General features: G+C 56.9%; 15 protein-coding genes. 8 read left to right on the forward strand and 7 right to left on the reverse strand.

The window, feature by feature from the left end:
* Positions 1 to 28: 28 nt before the first annotated feature.
* The 4 genes from RPG13_RS13855 to RPG13_RS13870 form a co-directional block, all read right to left on the reverse strand.
* Positions 29 to 2,785: a glycosyltransferase gene (locus RPG13_RS13855; protein WP_292649468.1), complete on the reverse strand. Its 2,757-nt coding sequence runs from the start codon at positions 2,783 to 2,785 to the stop codon at positions 29 to 31.
* 177 nt (positions 2,786 to 2,962) lie between these two features.
* Complete coding sequence (locus RPG13_RS13860) at positions 2,963 to 3,514, reverse strand: hypothetical protein (RefSeq protein ID WP_292649471.1); 552 nt, start codon at positions 3,512 to 3,514, stop codon at positions 2,963 to 2,965.
* Positions 3,515 to 3,618: 104 nt separating this feature from the next.
* Positions 3,619 to 4,362, reverse strand: a complete 744-nt coding sequence (locus RPG13_RS13865; RefSeq protein ID WP_292649473.1) for an ABC transporter ATP-binding protein — start codon at positions 4,360 to 4,362, stop codon at positions 3,619 to 3,621.
* On the reverse strand, positions 4,362 to 5,144 hold the full coding sequence (locus tag RPG13_RS13870; RefSeq protein ID WP_292649476.1) for an ABC transporter permease: 783 nt from the start codon (positions 5,142 to 5,144) through the stop codon (positions 4,362 to 4,364). The genes RPG13_RS13865 and RPG13_RS13870 overlap by 1 nt, the downstream gene beginning before the upstream one ends.
* A gap of 369 nt (positions 5,145 to 5,513) precedes the next feature.
* Between RPG13_RS13870 and RPG13_RS13875 the strand changes: the two genes are divergently transcribed.
* The 3 genes from RPG13_RS13875 (at position 5,514) to RPG13_RS13885 (ending at position 9,071) form a co-directional block, all read left to right on the forward strand.
* Positions 5,514 to 7,511 (forward strand): nucleoside-diphosphate sugar epimerase/dehydratase, encoded by a 1,998-nt coding sequence (locus RPG13_RS13875; RefSeq protein WP_337125323.1) that lies wholly within the window; start codon positions 5,514 to 5,516, stop codon positions 7,509 to 7,511.
* Between the two features lie 82 nt (positions 7,512 to 7,593).
* Positions 7,594 to 8,526: a glycosyltransferase family 2 protein gene (locus RPG13_RS13880; RefSeq protein WP_292217756.1), complete on the forward strand. Its 933-nt coding sequence runs from the start codon at positions 7,594 to 7,596 to the stop codon at positions 8,524 to 8,526.
* A gap of 5 nt (positions 8,527 to 8,531) precedes the next feature.
* Positions 8,532 to 9,071 (forward strand): sugar transferase, encoded by a 540-nt coding sequence (locus RPG13_RS13885; RefSeq protein WP_292217754.1) that lies wholly within the window; start codon positions 8,532 to 8,534, stop codon positions 9,069 to 9,071.
* Here the strand turns inward: RPG13_RS13885 and RPG13_RS13890 are convergent.
* Complete coding sequence (locus RPG13_RS13890) at positions 9,059 to 10,006, reverse strand: NAD-dependent epimerase/dehydratase family protein (protein ID WP_337125324.1); 948 nt, start codon at positions 10,004 to 10,006, stop codon at positions 9,059 to 9,061. The genes RPG13_RS13885 and RPG13_RS13890 overlap by 13 nt on opposite strands.
* A gap of 17 nt (positions 10,007 to 10,023) precedes the next feature.
* Positions 10,024 to 11,211, reverse strand: a complete 1,188-nt coding sequence (locus tag RPG13_RS13895; RefSeq protein WP_292710958.1) for an O-antigen ligase family protein — start codon at positions 11,209 to 11,211, stop codon at positions 10,024 to 10,026.
* Between the two features lie 598 nt (positions 11,212 to 11,809).
* Here RPG13_RS13895 and cysD point away from each other — a divergent pair.
* The 5 genes from cysD (at position 11,810) to RPG13_RS13920 (ending at position 16,441) form a co-directional block, all read left to right on the forward strand.
* On the forward strand, positions 11,810 to 12,715 hold the full coding sequence (gene cysD / locus RPG13_RS13900; protein WP_095486105.1) for a sulfate adenylyltransferase subunit CysD: 906 nt from the start codon (positions 11,810 to 11,812) through the stop codon (positions 12,713 to 12,715).
* Between the two features lie 2 nt (positions 12,716 to 12,717).
* On the forward strand, positions 12,718 to 14,655 hold the full coding sequence (cysN, locus tag RPG13_RS13905; protein WP_292621220.1) for a sulfate adenylyltransferase subunit CysN: 1,938 nt from the start codon (positions 12,718 to 12,720) through the stop codon (positions 14,653 to 14,655).
* Positions 14,656 to 14,665: 10 nt separating this feature from the next.
* Entirely contained in the window at positions 14,666 to 15,454 is a 789-nt protein-coding gene (gene cysQ / locus RPG13_RS13910) for a 3'(2'),5'-bisphosphate nucleotidase CysQ (protein ID WP_337127018.1), read from the forward strand.
* Positions 15,455 to 15,773: 319 nt separating this feature from the next.
* A complete protein-coding gene (locus RPG13_RS13915; protein ID WP_095486102.1) occupies positions 15,774 to 16,013 on the forward strand; it encodes a type II toxin-antitoxin system VapB family antitoxin in 240 nt (79 codons plus the stop codon).
* Positions 16,013 to 16,441 (forward strand): type II toxin-antitoxin system VapC family toxin, encoded by a 429-nt coding sequence (locus RPG13_RS13920; RefSeq protein WP_095486101.1) that lies wholly within the window; start codon positions 16,013 to 16,015, stop codon positions 16,439 to 16,441. Before RPG13_RS13915 ends, RPG13_RS13920 begins: the two co-directional genes overlap by 1 nt.
* Positions 16,442 to 16,579: 138 nt before the next feature.
* Here RPG13_RS13920 and RPG13_RS13925 read toward each other — a convergent pair whose 3' ends face one another.
* Entirely contained in the window at positions 16,580 to 17,722 is a 1,143-nt protein-coding gene (locus RPG13_RS13925) for a DegT/DnrJ/EryC1/StrS family aminotransferase (RefSeq protein WP_095486100.1), read from the reverse strand.
* Between the last annotated feature and the right edge of the window lie 230 nt (positions 17,723 to 17,952).

Below are 17,952 nucleotides of genomic sequence, written 5' to 3' on the forward strand. Positions count from 1 at the left end.
AATCTCGCTGAAAAGGGGGGGGACCGCCCTACAGTTCCGACGGGTTTCTGATATCCAACTCGGCCAATTCCGCAGACTTTTGATCGATCACTCGCTGAATACGGTCGTGATAGGCTGGCGCCGCGACGTCTTTGACCATATGCCGGACCTGAATCGCGCTTTCGAGTTGTCTGCGTTTGTCGCTTCCGGTCCAAACGCCTTGTGGGTGTTGACGATAGACGCTTAGAGTTTGCGGTATAAATCCGATCGTTCCGGACTTCTCCAATTGAAATGCCAACGCAATTTCATTGAATCGCCCTTCAAACAGCCTGTCAGGCAGAGATTTCATAAGCCCCGATTTGAAAAGGCAACTTGAAAAATTGGCTATAAGGTTCATCGACGGATCATTCAAAAAGTCACTTCCCGTGAGCTTTGATCGTGTCAGTTCCTTCTGTCGATTTAGCAATCGCCTTGTGTCATTTTGGGCGTTAACAACATCGATCATTGAGAACACCATCGAGCAATCCGGATTGTCTATAAGAAATCTCGACTGTTTCTGCAGTTTTTCTGGAGACGACCAATAATCATCACCTTCAAGAATCGCTATGAAATCACCAGTCGCATTGTCGATACACTTTCGGAATGTCCCGGATATTCCCAAGTTCTCGTCGTTGCTAATGTCACGAACAAGATGCCGATATCTGTTAACATAGCCTTTTACGATGCTGCGCGTTCCATCGCTGGAACCATCGTCACAAACAATGATTTCGTGGATAAAATCACCCACCTGCTTTATAGCGCTGTCCAATGCCTGCGATATATAAGTTTCATGATTATAGGCAGGAATAAGGGTTGTGATGGTAATTGGCATACCATGTTTTTCGCGCAAATAAACGCGAGCGTCATCTAGTGACTCGCCTACACTAATGCGAGATCTATCAGTTGCAGCATCGTTATAGATCATCAACGGGCAGGGTATGAATACCGCAGGGATCTTTTCCGTGTACCGGATAATCAGATCCCAATCGACCAAGCGCCTCATGGTGGTGTCGAATCCACCAAGACTGCGAAACATGTCTCTTGAATGCACGAAGGCGCCTAAATCTATGTAGTTTGCTTTCAACAGAGCCGGGCGATTGAACGGCCGCCTTCCACGTACAGCTCCGTCCGACTCATTTTCAAAGCACGAGTAGAACAGACGATGGTTCGGATGCTCGACGATACTGCTTGCAAACGTCGAAAGAAAATTCGGCTTAAGGCAATTGTCGGAATCCAGGTAGGCGATCCATGGGTTAGATGCCTTAGCCAATCCGGCATTTCGAGCCGACGAAACGCCAGTTCGCTTGTTGCTGCGTAGGAGCTTGATTCTCCCGCCGCTTATTTCGTGCGAATAGCGCTCTATGATGGCGTCGTACGCACCATCTGTCGATCCATCGTCCACCAGGATCAGTTCATAAACCGCATGCCTTTGACTGAGGACAGAATCTATGGAGCGAAAAATTGAATTCTTCCTGTTGTAAAAGGGAGTGACGATGGAAAACTGGACCCCGTCCGCCTCGAAAAATTTCGATGGGTGGGAGTGCTCAATTATGTAAGAATAAAGTTCTGGATTAATAGAATGTATTTTGTGCAAAAAGGCACTTACGCCATCATAGTTGGCTGCGGTTTTTTTAAATGCCTTCACTTTTAAGAGCGGGCAGCCCACATCCAAAAGTAAGTTAGGAAAGACAGTCAAATTAGGGCTCGAGCGTCTTGCTTCTTCGACGGCATCGCCGCCACTGTCAGTATAGCAACAGGAAGTAAATCCTAGATCCTGGAAGTAGGATGTCATCACAATTTCATAGTTCAGTATGACTTCGGAAACGGACTTTTCCTTCTTGACTGCGGAAAAGAATTTTAAGAAATTTTCGGACGAAAAGACGATCCTCTTGAAGACAACAAAATAGCTCTGAAGATGGTATGAAAACTCTGTATTATCGGTAAGGCCCCAGAAATCACATTTTCGCTCTGACATCTCCTTAAAGAGTTTGTCGAAGTTATATAAAGGTCCATAACAGCTATCATTACAAAGAAGCAGTTCATCAGTGCTCGAAAGTAGACCATGTTGATTTGCATACGCTATGCCGCGTTTATATGAGCCGAAATCATACTCTCCGTGCCGCTCACATATATAAGCATCGACAAGGCGGTCGAGCTTTGCCACCTCACTATCGGAAAAACTATTGTCCGCAACAAAAATTATGGTGTCACTAATAGTCCTTAGAGATTTCAGATAATACAACACGTAGGGGTGTATGACCGAGTCTGCGCTGTACGATGCGAAGACCACGATACGCCCCGTTTTTTTTCGCGGCGACGGGTACGAGGATGTGAATTGCTCAAAAGAACCAGCTAGCTCGCTGTCCGGGCGGAAATCCGGTGTACCGTCAAGCTCGGCAGCAGGAATAAACGGGGGAACAAACTGGGCGACCGGAGGAGAGCCCGTGGGGCGTCGCTCGTTTCGACCCCATTTGATGTAGTGAACAAGTGGGTTTAGGTGAGCGGCGCCGACGTCGGGGTTTGCTGCGATATACCCGAGACTGTCGAAAAACGGACTGGGATTGCGACCCTCATAGGCTCCATGCCGTGCATAATGCAGAGCGGGATCGATACCTGCCATATCCACGTCTGTGTTCTGGGAAAGATACCAACGAGCATCGAATAGGTGACTTTTCCTTATGAGCAAGGCATTGCGCCGGTCTCTGTAAAAAATGCTCGCACTTTTAAGATCGAACAAATGTGGGTGAATTTTCCTAATTATCTTCATTCCAACTCCCCCGATTTGGCTGCAATCGCAAAATTTCAAATCGGCAAATTTGACGCGGCTGGTGCCCTAGCGAGATCCGTCAATGAAAGCAACATCGATTTGTCGAGTAATAATATTAGACTATCCGCATATAAGGAAGAATAATTGTATGCATATCCTGAGCTATGAGCGAAATTATCACTCATGATTTCTAGCGTAGTCATTTATGACAGCTTGCATGCGTTCTGTATTGGCACCGCTGCGCCGAACGAAAAGCGCTAACGTGTTACAAGTAGACACGTTCCTGGAGAATTCTTCTATCAGATGGTATTGGGGGCGAACTGTATAGTCGTGAATCGCTATTATCGCGTCCTGTCTTAACCAAAGGAGCGCTGTCATAAAGCAAGCGACTCGAAAGCGGCCGTCCACTAAGCAAAAATCAATTTTGTCAGTATCGGAATCAACAATAGCGTTTGGGTAGGCCGGGAATAAGTGCTCATGACTTTTACCTACGGGTGTTCCCCATCCACCGGTGGGTCCAACATTGATATGACGCAAAGTGATCTTAGGTTTCGGATTGCCGATCTCGGGCCGAACTTTTTCGATCCATTCTTTATCGCTTTCAACTGAAGTTACGCTTTTCTCTACCAAGCCACTCGCGAGTATAGTTGTCCCACCCATACCAAATTCAAAATAGTGATCCGTTTTTGAAAGAAACGATGACAGCAGATCGACTTCTTTCGGAGTCATTATGATTTCCATACTGGAAGTCCTGCCCTGCATAAGAGTTGCAATTCAGCGTTGAGTAGCCAGATCCGACTATGGCCGAGCTGTTCAACTGGCTAACTAAGGCCTCATACGGCTGCCTTCTCCACCTCTTTGCCGAACCACTGTTCAGCCGGTTGGAATGCCTTCACCCGGCCCTTTTCAAGCTCGAGAATTTTGTTGCAGGTGCGTTTCAAAAGGCCATGATTATGGCTTGCAAGGACGATGATGCCTGCCTTTCCAGCAAGTTCATCCATCCGCTTTTTCGCTTTGTCCTGGAAGTTGGGATCCCCAGCACCAATCCATTCATCCATGAGGAGTATTTCAGGCTCAAGGCTGGTTGCAACGGAAAAAGCGAGACGGGCGGCCATTCCCTGGCTATAGGCCTTGAAAGGAACATCGATGAAATCACCAAGTTCGCTGAACTCGATGATCTCATCCATCCGCTTCTCGATATCATAATTAGTCCAGCCATTGATCAGCCCGCGCAGCACGATATTGCGCCGTCCGGTGGCCTCGCTCCGGAAGCCGAGATTAATGTTGAACAGGGCGTCCACACGCCCGCGGATGGCGGCGCGCCCGCTCGTTGGTTCGTAAATGCCGTAGAGCACCTTGAGAAGTGTCGTCTTGCCGGCGCCATTGACGCCGACGAGGCCAAGCCGGTCGCCCGCATCAAGCGAGAAGCTCACGCCGTCAAGCGCCCTTACGTGGCGGGCGCGGCCTTCGCCCTCGATCTGTCCCCCAGTCGGCATGCGCCTGTCGCGCGAGGCCAGTGTCAGCTTTTGGCGAACCCTGTAGGTTAGCCCGAGATTGTCGGCGCGGATCGAAACCATCAGAGCACGAACACGATCTTCTTGCGATAGCTGCCCAGAAGCAGCGCGGCCATAACCCATAGGAAGACTATAATTATGGCGCAAATGCCGAAGGCCGCGACCGGGAATTTGGCATTGAGCACTGGCAGGCGTACGATCTCGATAAAATAGGTGAAGGGGTTCCAGCGATAGATTTCAGCTTGGATGCCCCCGGCCGGGTGTATCCAGAATATCGGTGTGACGAACATGCCGATGCGCATGATATTCTGCACGATGAAGTTCAAATCGGGGAAGAAGGCGCCGGAAACGGCAAGAACAAGGATCGCCGCAGGCGTTGCAATCACGATTAGGATGAGCGCTAGCCCTGACCAGAGCCACTCAACGGTGAAGGGCGTACCTACGAGCAACAGGATGGCGATGCAGCCCGCAAGCGAGTAGCCCGCCCGGATCACCGATTGCATTGTCATGCGCATGACATAAACGGTGAGCGGCAGGGTTGTGCCCTTGATGAAGCTCTCCTCGCGGGTAAAGAGTGTAACGCTTTGGGTGACTACCTCCGTCAGATAGAGCCAGACAAATAGCCCGATCAATACGTAGGCAGCAAAATGCGGTACCGAGTGATTGTTGCCGAACATGACAACAAAGGTGCCGGCAAAGGTGAGATAGTTGACCAGCAGCCAAACAGGGCCGAGCGTCGTGCGCTTGTGCTGGTCGCAGATATCTTCGTGAGCAAGCGCCGCCCAGACGCTACGCATTCTGAGGCCACGGCCGAAATCGGCAGCGGCGCTTCGTACTACCTTCAATATTGTCGTCCCTACAAAGTTTGGCGCTGGTATCACAGTCGCACCGTGGTGCAAAGCGGGTTCATCATTGCGGTCGTTCGGCCCACAAATGCCAAGTCGTCATAACCATCGCAATGCGAATTTGGCAATGGACCGCATCATTCGAATTAGTATTAGAGAATTCCCATCTACCACGTCGGGCCGGAGTCGAACTAGTCGATCGCAAGTTTTCGCCCCGTCACCCTGCGGAACCTCCAAAAACATCTGGCGATGCCCTCGACTCCACGCTATGCCGATAGCAGTTGTATTGGCACTTGTAGGCTACGGACTATAGGGGTCCGGTGTCAGTCTGACCGCCGAGCCTTCGCGCCAGGAGTGCAGTACTATCCGATGACACCATATGTAGAAGTCGTATTCGGGCTTCGGCCGGACATGCGGCGCGCCTTTATCATGATCCAGGACGCCGCCATGGTCCTGGTCGCGGTCGCGCTCAGTCTGGTTTTGTCGCGGTCCAACCTCTCTTTCGAAGCTTTTTCCTACGAGGGCCTGACCACCTGGGCGTGCATCGTCGCTTTCAGCCATTTGCTGTTCAGATATTGCGGCCTCTACAACACGGTCTGGCGCTTCGCTTCGACGCCGGACTTTTTCAACATCCTGAAGAGCTGCGCGATTTTGACTGTCGTACTCTATTGCGCCTCGCTTTCGTTTCGTTTCTTCAAGCCGGTGACGGGCCTCAACGAGCGCCAGTTCATCGTCTTCTTTCTTGTGTCCTTTACGATCATATCGGCCCCTCGGCTCTTCTATCGCTTTCTTCGTGACGGGGCGAGCTGGCGTATCTTGAACAGGGCCGCCGACAAGGGATTGACAAAGCAAGCCCTGTTCGTCGGCCGGCTCGGCGAGGCCGATCTGATCATTCGCTTTACGCGCACGGCGCAGCCCGGGGACTATTCCATCGCGGGGGTCATGGCGATCGAGAACGACGCGCCGTTGGGCACCCGGATTCAAGGGGTTCCGGTGGTTGCAGTCCGCCCCCGTTTGACGGAATTCCTGGAGGACTACACAAGGGGCACGAAAAGTCTCGACATGCTGATTTTCGGAAATGGTGCCGGGCGGGAGATCGAGGAGTATTCGGAGCTGGTTCGTGTCGCCCGGCATAGTGGCATAGCCGTTGTGCAATTCTCGGGGTTTTCCGAACTGGGGCAGGGAGGAAAGCTGGTTCTCGACGCCGTCGAGATGGAAACGATCCTGCGCCGTCCAGCGGTGCCTTCCGACATCGAGCGTATCAGCACTTTTGTCCGTGGCAAGCGCGTCCTGGTGACGGGCGGAGCCGGCTCCATCGGGCGAACTCTAGTCAGGCGATCGCTGGAACTGGGCGCCGAGGCGGTTCTGGTCGCCGATCTCTCCGAGTTCGGCATTTTCCAGTTGAGCCAATATATCGACGAGAAAGACCATGACCGTCTCAAGGCCCGCATAGTCGATGTGGCAGACCGGCGGCAAATGACGCGTGTCATAAGCGAATTCAAACCCTGCATCATCTTTCATGCCGCCGCGCTCAAGCATGTCCCCCTGCTCGAGGAAAACTGGGATGCGGCGATCCAGACCAACGTTTTCGGAACGCTTGTCTGTGCAGAGGTAGCCGCCAAATGCGGGGTGCCGCAGTTCGTGCTTGTCTCGAGTGACAAGGCGGTGGACCCGACATCCGTGCTCGGCATGACAAAACGAGCAGCCGAGCAGATCGTGAGCGCCTTACATGAAACCCATGCGGCCCAACCAAACGGGCATCAACCGGGGGGGCATCATTCCGGCACCAAGTTCATTGCCGTCCGGTTCGGCAACGTTTTTGGCAGCAATGGATCAGTGGCGACCATATTCCAGGCACAGATCGAGGCTGGAGGGCCCGTCACCATTACGGATCGGCGCATGACGCGCTATTTCATGACAGTGGCCGAATCCGTCGACCTCGTCATCATGTCGGCAGCCGATGCAGCGTCGCGACAGGGCAGGGACGACTATGCCGTCTATATGCTCGACATGGGCAAGCCGGTGTCCATAGTTGAAGTCGCCGAGACGATGATCCGCATGGCTGGAAAGAGCCCCTACACGGATATCCCAATCCGGTTCACCGGAATAAGGCCAGGCGAGAAACTTCATGAAACGCTCCACGGCGAAGATGAAGAAGTCGTCGAGCTCAGCACCTCCAAGGTTTTTGGCCTCAGGACGGATGTTGTCGACTGGCCGAGGGTCGAGACCGCGCTTACGGCGCTGCAGACAGCGATGAAGAGCCAGGACAAGGGCTCGGCGCTTGCCGTGCTGGAAGGGCTCCATCAAGCAGAAAGATCCCCGGGTGACCTACGTCGGCCAACAGGTCCAATTGGACATGCAGGATAGGACACCCTTCGGGCGGTTGTGATTGGATGAAGCGAACAAATCCGATAGCCATTCTCAGGCATTTGCAGATGACACCACAATCGTGAGCAAACAAGATCAGCGCGTCGCCATACTGATGGGCACGAAGGACGGCGCGGCTTTCATCGAAGAACAGCTCGGCTCTCTCCTCGCGCAGTCGCATTCCCTGGTCGATCTGTGGATTTCCGATGATGGTTCGACCGACGGCACGACCGCCATCATCGGCGCCTGGAAACCTCGCTGGCACAAGGGTCGGCTGACCTTGGTGGACGGCCCCCGCCAGGGTTTCGCTGCCAATTTTCGATCAATGATCGTCGATCCGCGGATCGAGGCGGACTACTATGCCTTTTGCGACCAGGACGACATTTGGGAGCCGGACAGGTTGGAAAGCGCTGTCCGCTGGATGCGGACGCTGGACGCAAAAATACCGGCTATGTTTTGCTCCAGAACCGCAACCATGACCGAAACCGGAAGCGTGATCGGCTGCTCGCCGCTGTTCCAACGGCCGCCGTCCTTCCGCAACGCTCTCGTGCAAAGCATTGCCGGCGGCAACACCATCATGATCAACGGCGCGGCACGCGACCTGCTGGCCAAGGCGTCGTCAAAGACCCGGTTTGTCAGTCACGATTGGTGGGCCTATCTAATCGTAGCCGCGGCTGGCGGCATCGTTCGGTATGATCCGCGGCCTCTGGTGCGCTACCGCCAGCACGGGGCAAATTTGGTCGGGGCCAACGTTTCGTGGAGGGCGAGATTTTCCCGGCTCGCACATCTGCTGAAAGGCGGATTTGCCAATTGGACGGATGAGAATCTCAGTGGTCTGGCCGCCAATCGTGATCTTCTCACGACAGACGCGGCTGCGTGCCTAGGCTTGTTCATCCTGGCGCGAAAGGGCAGTATCTTCAGTCGCCTGAGCTATCTGCGCCAAAGCGGCGTCTATCGGCAGACGCCTTTTGGAACCTTCGGGCTCTATTTGGCAATCATCTCCGGCCGGATTTAATGCGTGTGAAGGCAGCGAAGCAGACCTTCGACCTCGTGCTGGCGGCCCTGCTGCTGCTGATCACGTCGCCTGTCCTGTTGGTTGCCATCCTGGCTATTCGGCTATCGTCACCCGGGCCTGCAATCTTTTCCCAGACGAGGGTAGGCCGCAATGGCGGGCTTTTTCGCTGCCACAAGTTGAGAACGATGTATCTGGGGACGCCGTCATTGCCCTCGCATGAGGCGCCGGCTAATTCGGTTACGGTGGTCGGAAAGGTCTTGCGGCGGTTCAAGCTCGATGAATTGCCGCAGCTCTGGAATGTCCTGAAGGGGGAAATGAGCCTGGTCGGGCCACGTCCATGCTTGCCCACGCAAACGGAGCTGATCGAGCGTCGCAAGCAGTTGGGCGTGTCATCCATGCTTCCGGGCATAACCGGCTTGGCCCAGATTCGAGGCATCGACATGTCGGTCCCGACGCTCTGTGCCGAAACCGATGCCGCTTATCTCAAGGCGGCGTCGTTCGGTCTCGATGTCAGGATTCTGCTTGGAACGATTTATCGGACCTGAGCAAATCTGCTGACCTGCGCTATTGCGGTCAGTCGCTCGATCGTATCGGTTTCCGGCAGCCAGCCCTCCGAAATGAGCAGGGACGGATCGCATATCTGCGTTGCGGTCAAGCTTTCCCAAAATTTGCGTTTGCCCAGCAACGATGCGACCGGCCGTATCAGGCCGGCAGGGACCGCAACCAGGCGTTTCGGCCGTCCAAAGCCTTGTCGAAAGGCTTCGATGATGGCGGCGACCGGGATTGGCCGTATATCGCTGGCGATATAGACGGGGCGAAGCGGGATCGAATGGGTCAACAGGTGCAAAACCGCCCGGGCCGCTGCCTCGGAGGATATCAGCGAGCGGACGCCCGCCAGGGCCGCTGCGGGCAGCGGCAAGGCGGTGTCGGCCAAGCGCATCAGTGTCGCCAGATTTCCCTTCATGCCAGATCCGTAGACCGGCGGCAGGCGCAGCATTGCGGCATCGGAGCGGCCGGACGATGCATAAGCGTCCAGGACCCTGATCTCGCCTTCGCGTTTCGAACGCCCATAGGCGCATTGCGGGGCAGGGATGGTCTCTTCGTCGAGCCTCCCGCTGAAGCCGGCGCCGACCACAGCCCGGGTCGAAGACAGGTAAATAAAGCGTCCGTTGGCCTGTGCAGCCGCGGCGCGCGCGAGTTGCCCGGTCAATTCGGCATTGGCTTTCAGGTAATCGGCTTCGGTTGGATTGCCACGATCGTTGTTCAACCCGGCGCAGTGGACGACATGCGTGACGTCTTTCAGGATCGTCGCAAAGGCCTCGGCAGGCGCGTCGAAATTCGGCAGCAGGAGGATGTCGTTTCCCGAACCGAGCTTTTCCGGGTGCCGGGAGGCGATCCGGATTTCGAACTGCGCCTCTCGGAGGAGTTGCACGACAAGGCGCCCGATGAACCCTGTCGCGCCTGTGACCAACACTTTCATTGCATTGCTCGAAGCTACTACTCGGCGGCCGATGTCGCAGGAAGCGCTTGTTCGTCCGCCAGCGGCATATGGCGCCCCGATGCAAGATATGTCCCCGACACCAGGAAGATCATCAGCACCGAATCCAGAATATCATGACCGATAAGAATGCCCACCATTCCGCCTGAGAGATAGGTGATCACCACAATGACGATCATGGTGGCGCCGAACCGCTCGACCGGATCGGCACTGATGCGCAGCACTGTGGCAGCATTTTTAGCGGCAACGATAAGGATGGCCGCCAGCGCGACAGCTCCCACGATTCCGGCTTCCACCAGTGCGGTCAGAAAGCCGTTGTGGAAGTGGCCGAAGCCTTTATCCATGCCGAATTGGTCAAGAAATCCCTGTTTTATCAGCAGTGGCGTCGCGCCCACCCCATGTCCGAAAAGCGGCATTTCGCGAAATGCGTCGAGGCCAATTTGCCACATAGCAACGCGAAATCCCAAGGCGGTGCCGTAGTTGCCATGCGCCGTGAGCGCCTCCCAGTCGGAACGGAGGAACTCGGCCCGCTCCAATATTGTTTGGAATCCAAAGGCAGCGATCGCGAGGCCGGCCAAGCCCAGTATCAACAACAGACGAAGGACGTACTTGCCCCTTAGCTTCTGCCGATTGATCAGCAGCACGGCTATGCCTGCAATCAGCATCGCCAGCCAGATGATACGCGAACCGGAGTAGAGGATGGCGATTGTTCCGGCCAGCGCCGCACAGGCGAGAAGGCTCCTGGCCTTTTCGATTCCCGACAAAGCGCCAGCCATGCATACCAAAACACTGAGGCAGGCGACCGTCGCGAACACGATCGGATTTCCGGCACCACCTTCAACCCTTGGCAGGCCAATCCAGTAGTACTGGATGCCAGTCAGCAGCAATGCGCCGAAGCAAGCGGCCATGCTGCTCAGTATGATGACGCGGGCGAGGGTGGTTTTTTGCGAAATGCTCCAGACCGAATATGAGAAGGGGAAAAACAGGAAGGTGATCAACGGTACAAGATGCGTCGCATCCCTCGCAATCGAGTTGTTGACGATGGAGGCGAGGACAACGGCGCCGCAAAAGGCATAGATCGCGACGGTGAGGGCGGCCATGGGCCGATCGACATTGAAGCGCCGTCTCTTCAGTGCAATGAGTAGGGTCGACCACAGGCCGCCGCCATTGAATGCAAAACTAACCACCGATCCCAAAACGGAGGGAGAAAAGAAGCAAAGAATGGAAAAGTAGATATTGACCCGTGCCGGTGTGAATTGCTGTTTTAGCGATGAAAGCCAGCTCAAGGTTGTAAGTCGCATTCTGCAATGGTCTTTGGGACGAGGATCTGTTTTGGCGATGGCTGTTGCGATGATCTTCAGGGTGTCACGCACGTGACGCCACACGCGTGGCTGATTTCCGTGGACCGGTATAGCCGCTGAGGATGATTTTCGATAGTCCGCGGGAACAGGCCGCCATCAAAAATCGACGGTGTCGTTCGTGCGTTAGTGCGTGGCCGCCAACGTATTGACGCTCGTTCCCTCCATCCAGGCAATATTTTTCCCGGCCTATCAGGCTCGTCGGCTCAGTGAGTAGGAATTTTCGGGTTTCGGGTCCTAAGTAGAAGATTCATTCCCGAACCACTTTGCTTCAGGCCTGTCTTGCATTGTTATAAACAATGGCGATCTGCTAGAACGCCTGCACGAAAACAAGATTGTCCAGAAGTGAAGCTGAGCCGGGCGGCTACGAACTGCGCCCGATGCATCGATGCAAGGTCTGGATGGCACGAGAGAACGCTCACAGTCCATGAACATCGCGCTTACGCACCTTCAGCGGCTCGAGGCTGAATCCATCCATATCTTTCGCGAGGTTGCGGCGGCGTTCGCCAAGCCGGTCATGCTCTACTCCGTCGGCAAGGACTCCTCCGTGCTGATGCACCTTGCGATGAAGGCGTTTTATCCCGCCAAGCCGCCGTTTCCCTTTCTCCACGTCGACACGACCTGGAAATTCCGCGAAATGATCGCTTTCCGCGATCAGATGGCGCAAAAGCTCGGCTTCGATCTCCTGGTCCACGTCAACGAAGACGGTGTGCGCGACAAGATCAATCCCTTCGACCATGGCTCGAATACCCATACGCATGTGATGAAGACCGTTGCGCTGCGGCAGGCGCTCGACAAGTACGGCTTCGATGCAGCCTTTGGCGGTGCCCGTCGCGACGAGGAGAAGTCGCGCGCCAAAGAGCGGATCTTCTCCTTCCGCAACGCCCAGCACGTCTGGGATCCGAAGAATCAGCGGCCGGAGATGTGGAAGATATTCAACACCCGCATCGCGACCGGTGAATCGATCCGGGTCTTTCCATTGTCGAACTGGACCGAGCTCGACATCTGGCAGTACATTCTCCAGGAAGACATCCCGATCGTGCCGCTCTATTTCGCCAAGGAGCGGCCGGTCGTCGAACGTGACGGCATGCTCATTCTGAGGGATGACGACCGCATGGTATTGCGCCCCGGCGAGACAGTGGACAACCGGCTGGTGCGCTTCCGCACGCTTGGCTGCTATCCGCTGACCGGCGCGATCGAATCGGACGCCGATACGCTGGAGGCCATCGTCGGCGAAATGCTCACCGCGCGCACGTCAGAGCGCCAGGGCCGCTTGATCGACCGGGATGAAGCGGGCTCGATGGAAAAGAAGAAGCGCGAGGGGTACTTCTGAGCATGCGCCACATCATGGCCAAGAGCCTCGCCTCCACCGACGGCATTCGTGACTATCTTGCGGTGCAGGAACGAAAGTCGCTGCTGCGCTTCCTGACCTGCGGTTCCGTGGACGACGGCAAGTCGACGCTGATCGGGCGTCTGCTTTCGGACACCAAGCAGATTTTCGAGGACCAGCTTGCCGCGCTTGAGCGTGATTCGCGCAAGCACGGGACGACGGGCGACGACGTCGATTTCGCGCTGCTGGTCGATGGCCTAGAGGCGGAGCGCGAGCAGGGCATCACAATCGATGTCGCCTATCGCTTTTTCGCCACGCCGAAGCGCAAATTCATCGTCGCCGACACGCCCGGCCACGAACAATACACGCGCAACATGGCGACAGGCGCGTCGACCGCCGATCTGGCCATCGTGCTGATCGATGCCCGTCAAGGTGTGCTGCGCCAGACAAGGCGCCACTCGATCATCGCCTCGCTGCTGGGCATCCGGCACATCGTGCTCGCCGTCAACAAGATCGATCTCGTCGGCTTCGACAAGGCCGTCTTCGAACGAATCATCGAGGATTTCAGGCAATTTTCGCACAAGCTCGGCTTCCAGACGATCGTGCCCATCCCGATGTCTGCCCGTTACGGCGACAACGTCACCAGCCGCTCGGACAAGACGAAGTGGTATTCCGGGCCGACGCTGATCGAACATCTGGAAACCGTGTCGGTCGATGAAGCCGTTGTCGAACTGCCGTTCCGTTTTCCGGTGCAGTATGTGAACCGCCCCAATCTCGATTTTCGCGGTTTTGCCGGCACGATTGCTTCCGGTTCCGTCTCAACAGGCGACGAGGTCGTTGTCGCCAAATCCGGCAAGTCCGCTCACGTCAGGCGCATCGTCTCGCATGGCGGCGATCTGAGCCAGGCGGTTGCCGGCCAGGCCATCACCCTAGTTCTCGACGACGAGGTCGAGGTCTCGCGCGGCAATATGCTGGTGTCGCCGGCGGCGCGGCCTCAGGTCGCCGACCAGTTCGCCGCCAACATCGTCTGGTTCGACGAGCATGCGCTGTTGCCGGGCCGCTCCTACATCCTGCGCACCGAGACCGATCAGACCAGTGCCACCGTCACCGACCTGAAATACCGCGTCAACGTCAACGACTTTGCCCATGAGGCGGCCAAGTCGCTCGAAATGAATGAGGTCGGCATCTGCAACATCTCGACGCGGGCGCCGATCGCTTTCGACACTTTCGCCGAGAACCGCACGACCGGCGCCTTCATCCTGATCGACCGCATCACCAACGCCACGGTCGGCGCCGGCATGATCCTGCATTCGCTGCGCCGCGCCGAAAACATTCACTGGCAATCGCTCGATGTCGGCAAGCACGGCCGCGCCGATCTGAAGAACCAACGGCCTGCCGTGTTCTGGTTCACCGGGCTCTCCGGCTCGGGCAAGTCGACCATCGCCAACCTCTTCGAGAAGAAGCTATTCGCCACCGGCCGCCACACCTACATCCTGGACGGCGATAATGTCCGCCACGGCCTCAATCGCGATCTTGGCTTCACCGACGCCGACCGCGTCGAAAACATTCGCCGCGTTGCGGAAGTGGCGCGCCTGATGGCCGATGCCGGGCTGATCGTCATCGTTTCCTTCATTTCGCCCTTCAGCGCCGAACGGCGCATGGCCAGGGAATTGATGGCCAACGGTGAATTCGTCGAGGTGTTTGTCGATACACCCTTTGAGGAATGCGCCAGACGCGATCCGAAGGGTCTCTATGCGCGGGCGTTGAATGGCGAAATCAAGAATTTCACCGGCGTCGATTCCCCGTATGAAGCTCCTGAAAACCCCGAAATCCATCTCGAGACACTCGGCAAGTCTGCCGAGGAGATGGTAGAGGCCCTGGAACTCTGGCTAAACGAGCGCGACATTGCCGAAAACCAATACGATAGCGGCGGCGGCATCTGACGACGAAGCGATGCTCGGCGTGTTCGAGCGCCTTGCCTTGGCGGCGGGGCGAGAGGTGATGCGGGTTTTCGATGCTGGTTGCGCGGTCGATCAGAAATCAGACAGCTCGCCGGTGACCGAGGCCGATCGCGAGAGCGAAAAGATCATCCTCGCCGGCTTGCGCGCCGCGTTCCCCGACATCCCTTGCGTGGCTGAGGAAGAGGCATCGGCCGGCATCGTGCCGCCCGACCTCGACGACGCCTTTTTTCTGGTGGATCCGCTCGACGGCACCAAGGAATTCGTCAACCGCAGGACCGACTTCACCGTCAACATCGCGCTCGTTCGTCACGGCGTGCCGGAGATCGGCGTGGTCTTTGCGCCATGCACCGGACGCTTTTTTTCCGGCCGGCCGGGCAGGGCGGAAGCAATCGAAGTCGATGGCGACTACCAGATCATCGGCCGTCGGCCGATTTCGGCCAGGACCGGTGTGGCGCCACTGACCATCGTCGCCAGCCGGTCCCACAACACGCCCGAGACCGAAGCCTATATCCGCACGGTAGGCGCTGCCGAGATCGTCTCGGTCGGCTCGTCGCTGAAATTCTGTCTTGTCGCCGGCGCCGAGGCCGACGTCTATCCGCGCTTCGGCCGCACCATGGAATGGGATACCGCGGCCGGCGATGCGGTGCTGCGCGCCGCCGGCGGCATGACGCGCACGCTTGACGGCAAACCGCTGGCCTACGGCAAGCGCCAGCAGAGCGACGACGAGGACTTCGCCAATCCGCATTTCATAGCCAGCGGCAAGGCAGTCGGGCCAACCTGACGATTATAACGTCGCTAGCCCTGCAGGGCGTGGATCGCCGTGCGAAGCATAAATCCGGCTGAGACCGCGCGTCACGATCCCCGCTTCGGTCGTGGCATCTGGCGCACAGAACTCTTCGACGAAACGATTTCGCCCAAAACATCGCCGCTCGAGTTAAAATACATGACCGGCCGCGGGCAATCAGACGTGGCCCCAAGAACAGGTTCTTCTTGGCTACGTTCGCATTCCGCCGCACACAAAACCTTATGCTCTCCTGATGGGCGGTTGCCATCACGTGTTGGCGTTTCTATATGTACGTCTACACATAGGAGAATTCGCTATGCCGCTCAACATTCGCAGTGAAGAGGTAAATATGCTTGCCGAAAAATTGGCGGCGCGCACGCGGTTGAACAAGACGGCTGCCGTGAAGCTGGCCCTGGAAAACGAACTGCGCCGTGCCGAGGAGGCGATCCCTCTGTGGGAGCGGCTGAAGCCTTTGCGCGCGAAAATTGCGGCCTATCCGGACACCGGCCTTGCGGCAGACCGGGCGTTTTTCGATGACCTCAGCGGCGACTACTGATGTTCGTCGATGCGTCGGCAATCATCGCAATTGTGACGGAAGAGCCTGGGGCCGAGAACCTTGCGGCGGCGCTAGATGCCGCGCGCTCGCCGCGGCCGATCACATCGGTCGTGGCTGCATGGGAAGCGACTGTTGGGCTGTTTCGCAAAAAGCGCATTCCCATGGCAGAAGCTGAAGCGCGAGTGCAGGAGTTCCTTGAAGCGGCTGGGGTCGAGGTTCTGGCGATTTCGAGCCGTGAGTTGACCGCCGCGCTGCAAGCCTTCGATCGCTATGGACGGCACCGCTATCCGGACGCTGAACGCAATAGTGCGCTCAATCTTGCCGATTGCTTCCATTATGCCACCGCGAAATCCTACCAAGCGCCGATCCTGACCATAGATGCGGGATTTGCGCTTACCGATGTCGCGACTGTGGGTGCCAAGACTTGAGATATCGGAAGGGGAGGGCGGCCTCCGCCATGCGCTGGCGCCGGGGAAGCGCGTCGTCGCAACTGACGCCTGTTGATGCCGCGATCGGCGTGCTGCTGGAAGGCATACCGGCTAGACTGTGATCGCGCGCGTGAAGCTCTACGCTGCGGCGACGTCCGCCGAATTCGAGCCGATATAGTTGCGGATCGTCTCGATGATCCGGTCCTGATCGGCTTCGCTCAGGTAAGGGTGCATGGGCAGGCAGAGAATCCGCTTTGGCAGCTCCTCCGAAACGGCAAGACCGGACGGCGTGCGCGGATAGTCGCGGTAGGCGATCTGGCTGTGCAGCGGCTTCACGTAATAGATGACCGAAGGAATACCCTTTTCGCCGAGATGCGCCTTGAGCCCGTCGCGCTTCGGCGTCTCGACGGCGTATTGCGCCCAGGCCGAACGGCCGCCGTCCAGGTTGCGCGCCGCCTTGAGGATGTCGCCGAGCCCTTCGGCGTAACGATTTGCAACCGCTTGCCGGGCAACCATCTCGTCTTCGAGAATGGCCAGCTTCTCGATCAGGATCGCCGCCTGCAACGTGTCGAGCCGCGAATTGATGCCGACGCGGACATTGTCATACTGGGTTTCGCCCTTGCCGTGGAAGGCGAACGAGCGGAGCTGTTCGGCCAGCGCATCGTCATTGGTGAACATCGCGCCCCCGTCACCATAGCAGCCGAGCGGCTTTGCCGGGTAGAAGCTGGTCGAGCCGACCGCGCCGAACGAACCGCACATCTTGCCGTCGATCGAGCCGCCCATCGACTGGGCAGCATCCTCGATAACCATCAGCCCTTCGCGGTTGGCGATCGCCATGATCGCCTCGTAGTCGGCGGCAAGCCCGAACAGGTCGACGGGAATGATCGCCCTTGGCTTCAGCCGGCCTTCCGCCTTGATCATGGCGATGGCAGCCTCGAGGCTGGCGATGTCGATGTTGTAGGTATTGGGATCGACATCGACGAAAACCGGCTCGGCCTTGGCCAGCGCCACCACTTCCGCCGTGGCGGCGAAGGTGAAGCTCGGCACGAACACCGCGTCGCCTGGGCCGATGCCGGCCGCAAACAGCGGCAACAGCAGCGCGTCGGTGCCGTTGGCGCAGGCGACGACATGCTTGGTGCCGATATAGGCGGCGAGCTTATTTTCGAATTCGGTGACCTCAGGTCCCAGAATATAGCGTCCCTCATCGACGACGCGGTCGATCGCCACTTTCAGCCTGTCGCGGATTCGTTCGCGCTGCGCGCCAAGATCGATGAACTGCATGTCGGCCTCAAAACGGTACTAGCCAGATAACCGGCCGCTGGTATCAGAGTTGCGCCAGCCGAGAAAGCTGCACGAACCAAACCGCGAATTGCTCAAGTGTCGCAGCCTGTTACCTCTGATTTCCGAGGTGCCCTTTGAAGATGCCGGAAATCCGGGCTTCATCAGGCATCATTTGGTTTTCATATCGCGTCGCGTCCGGCCGGCGAAACATAAAGTGATCGCCAAGCTGG

Source organism: Mesorhizobium sp. ISC15 (assembly GCF_037162615.1).
GTDB classification, from domain to species: domain Bacteria; phylum Pseudomonadota; class Alphaproteobacteria; order Rhizobiales; family Rhizobiaceae; genus Mesorhizobium; species Mesorhizobium mediterraneum.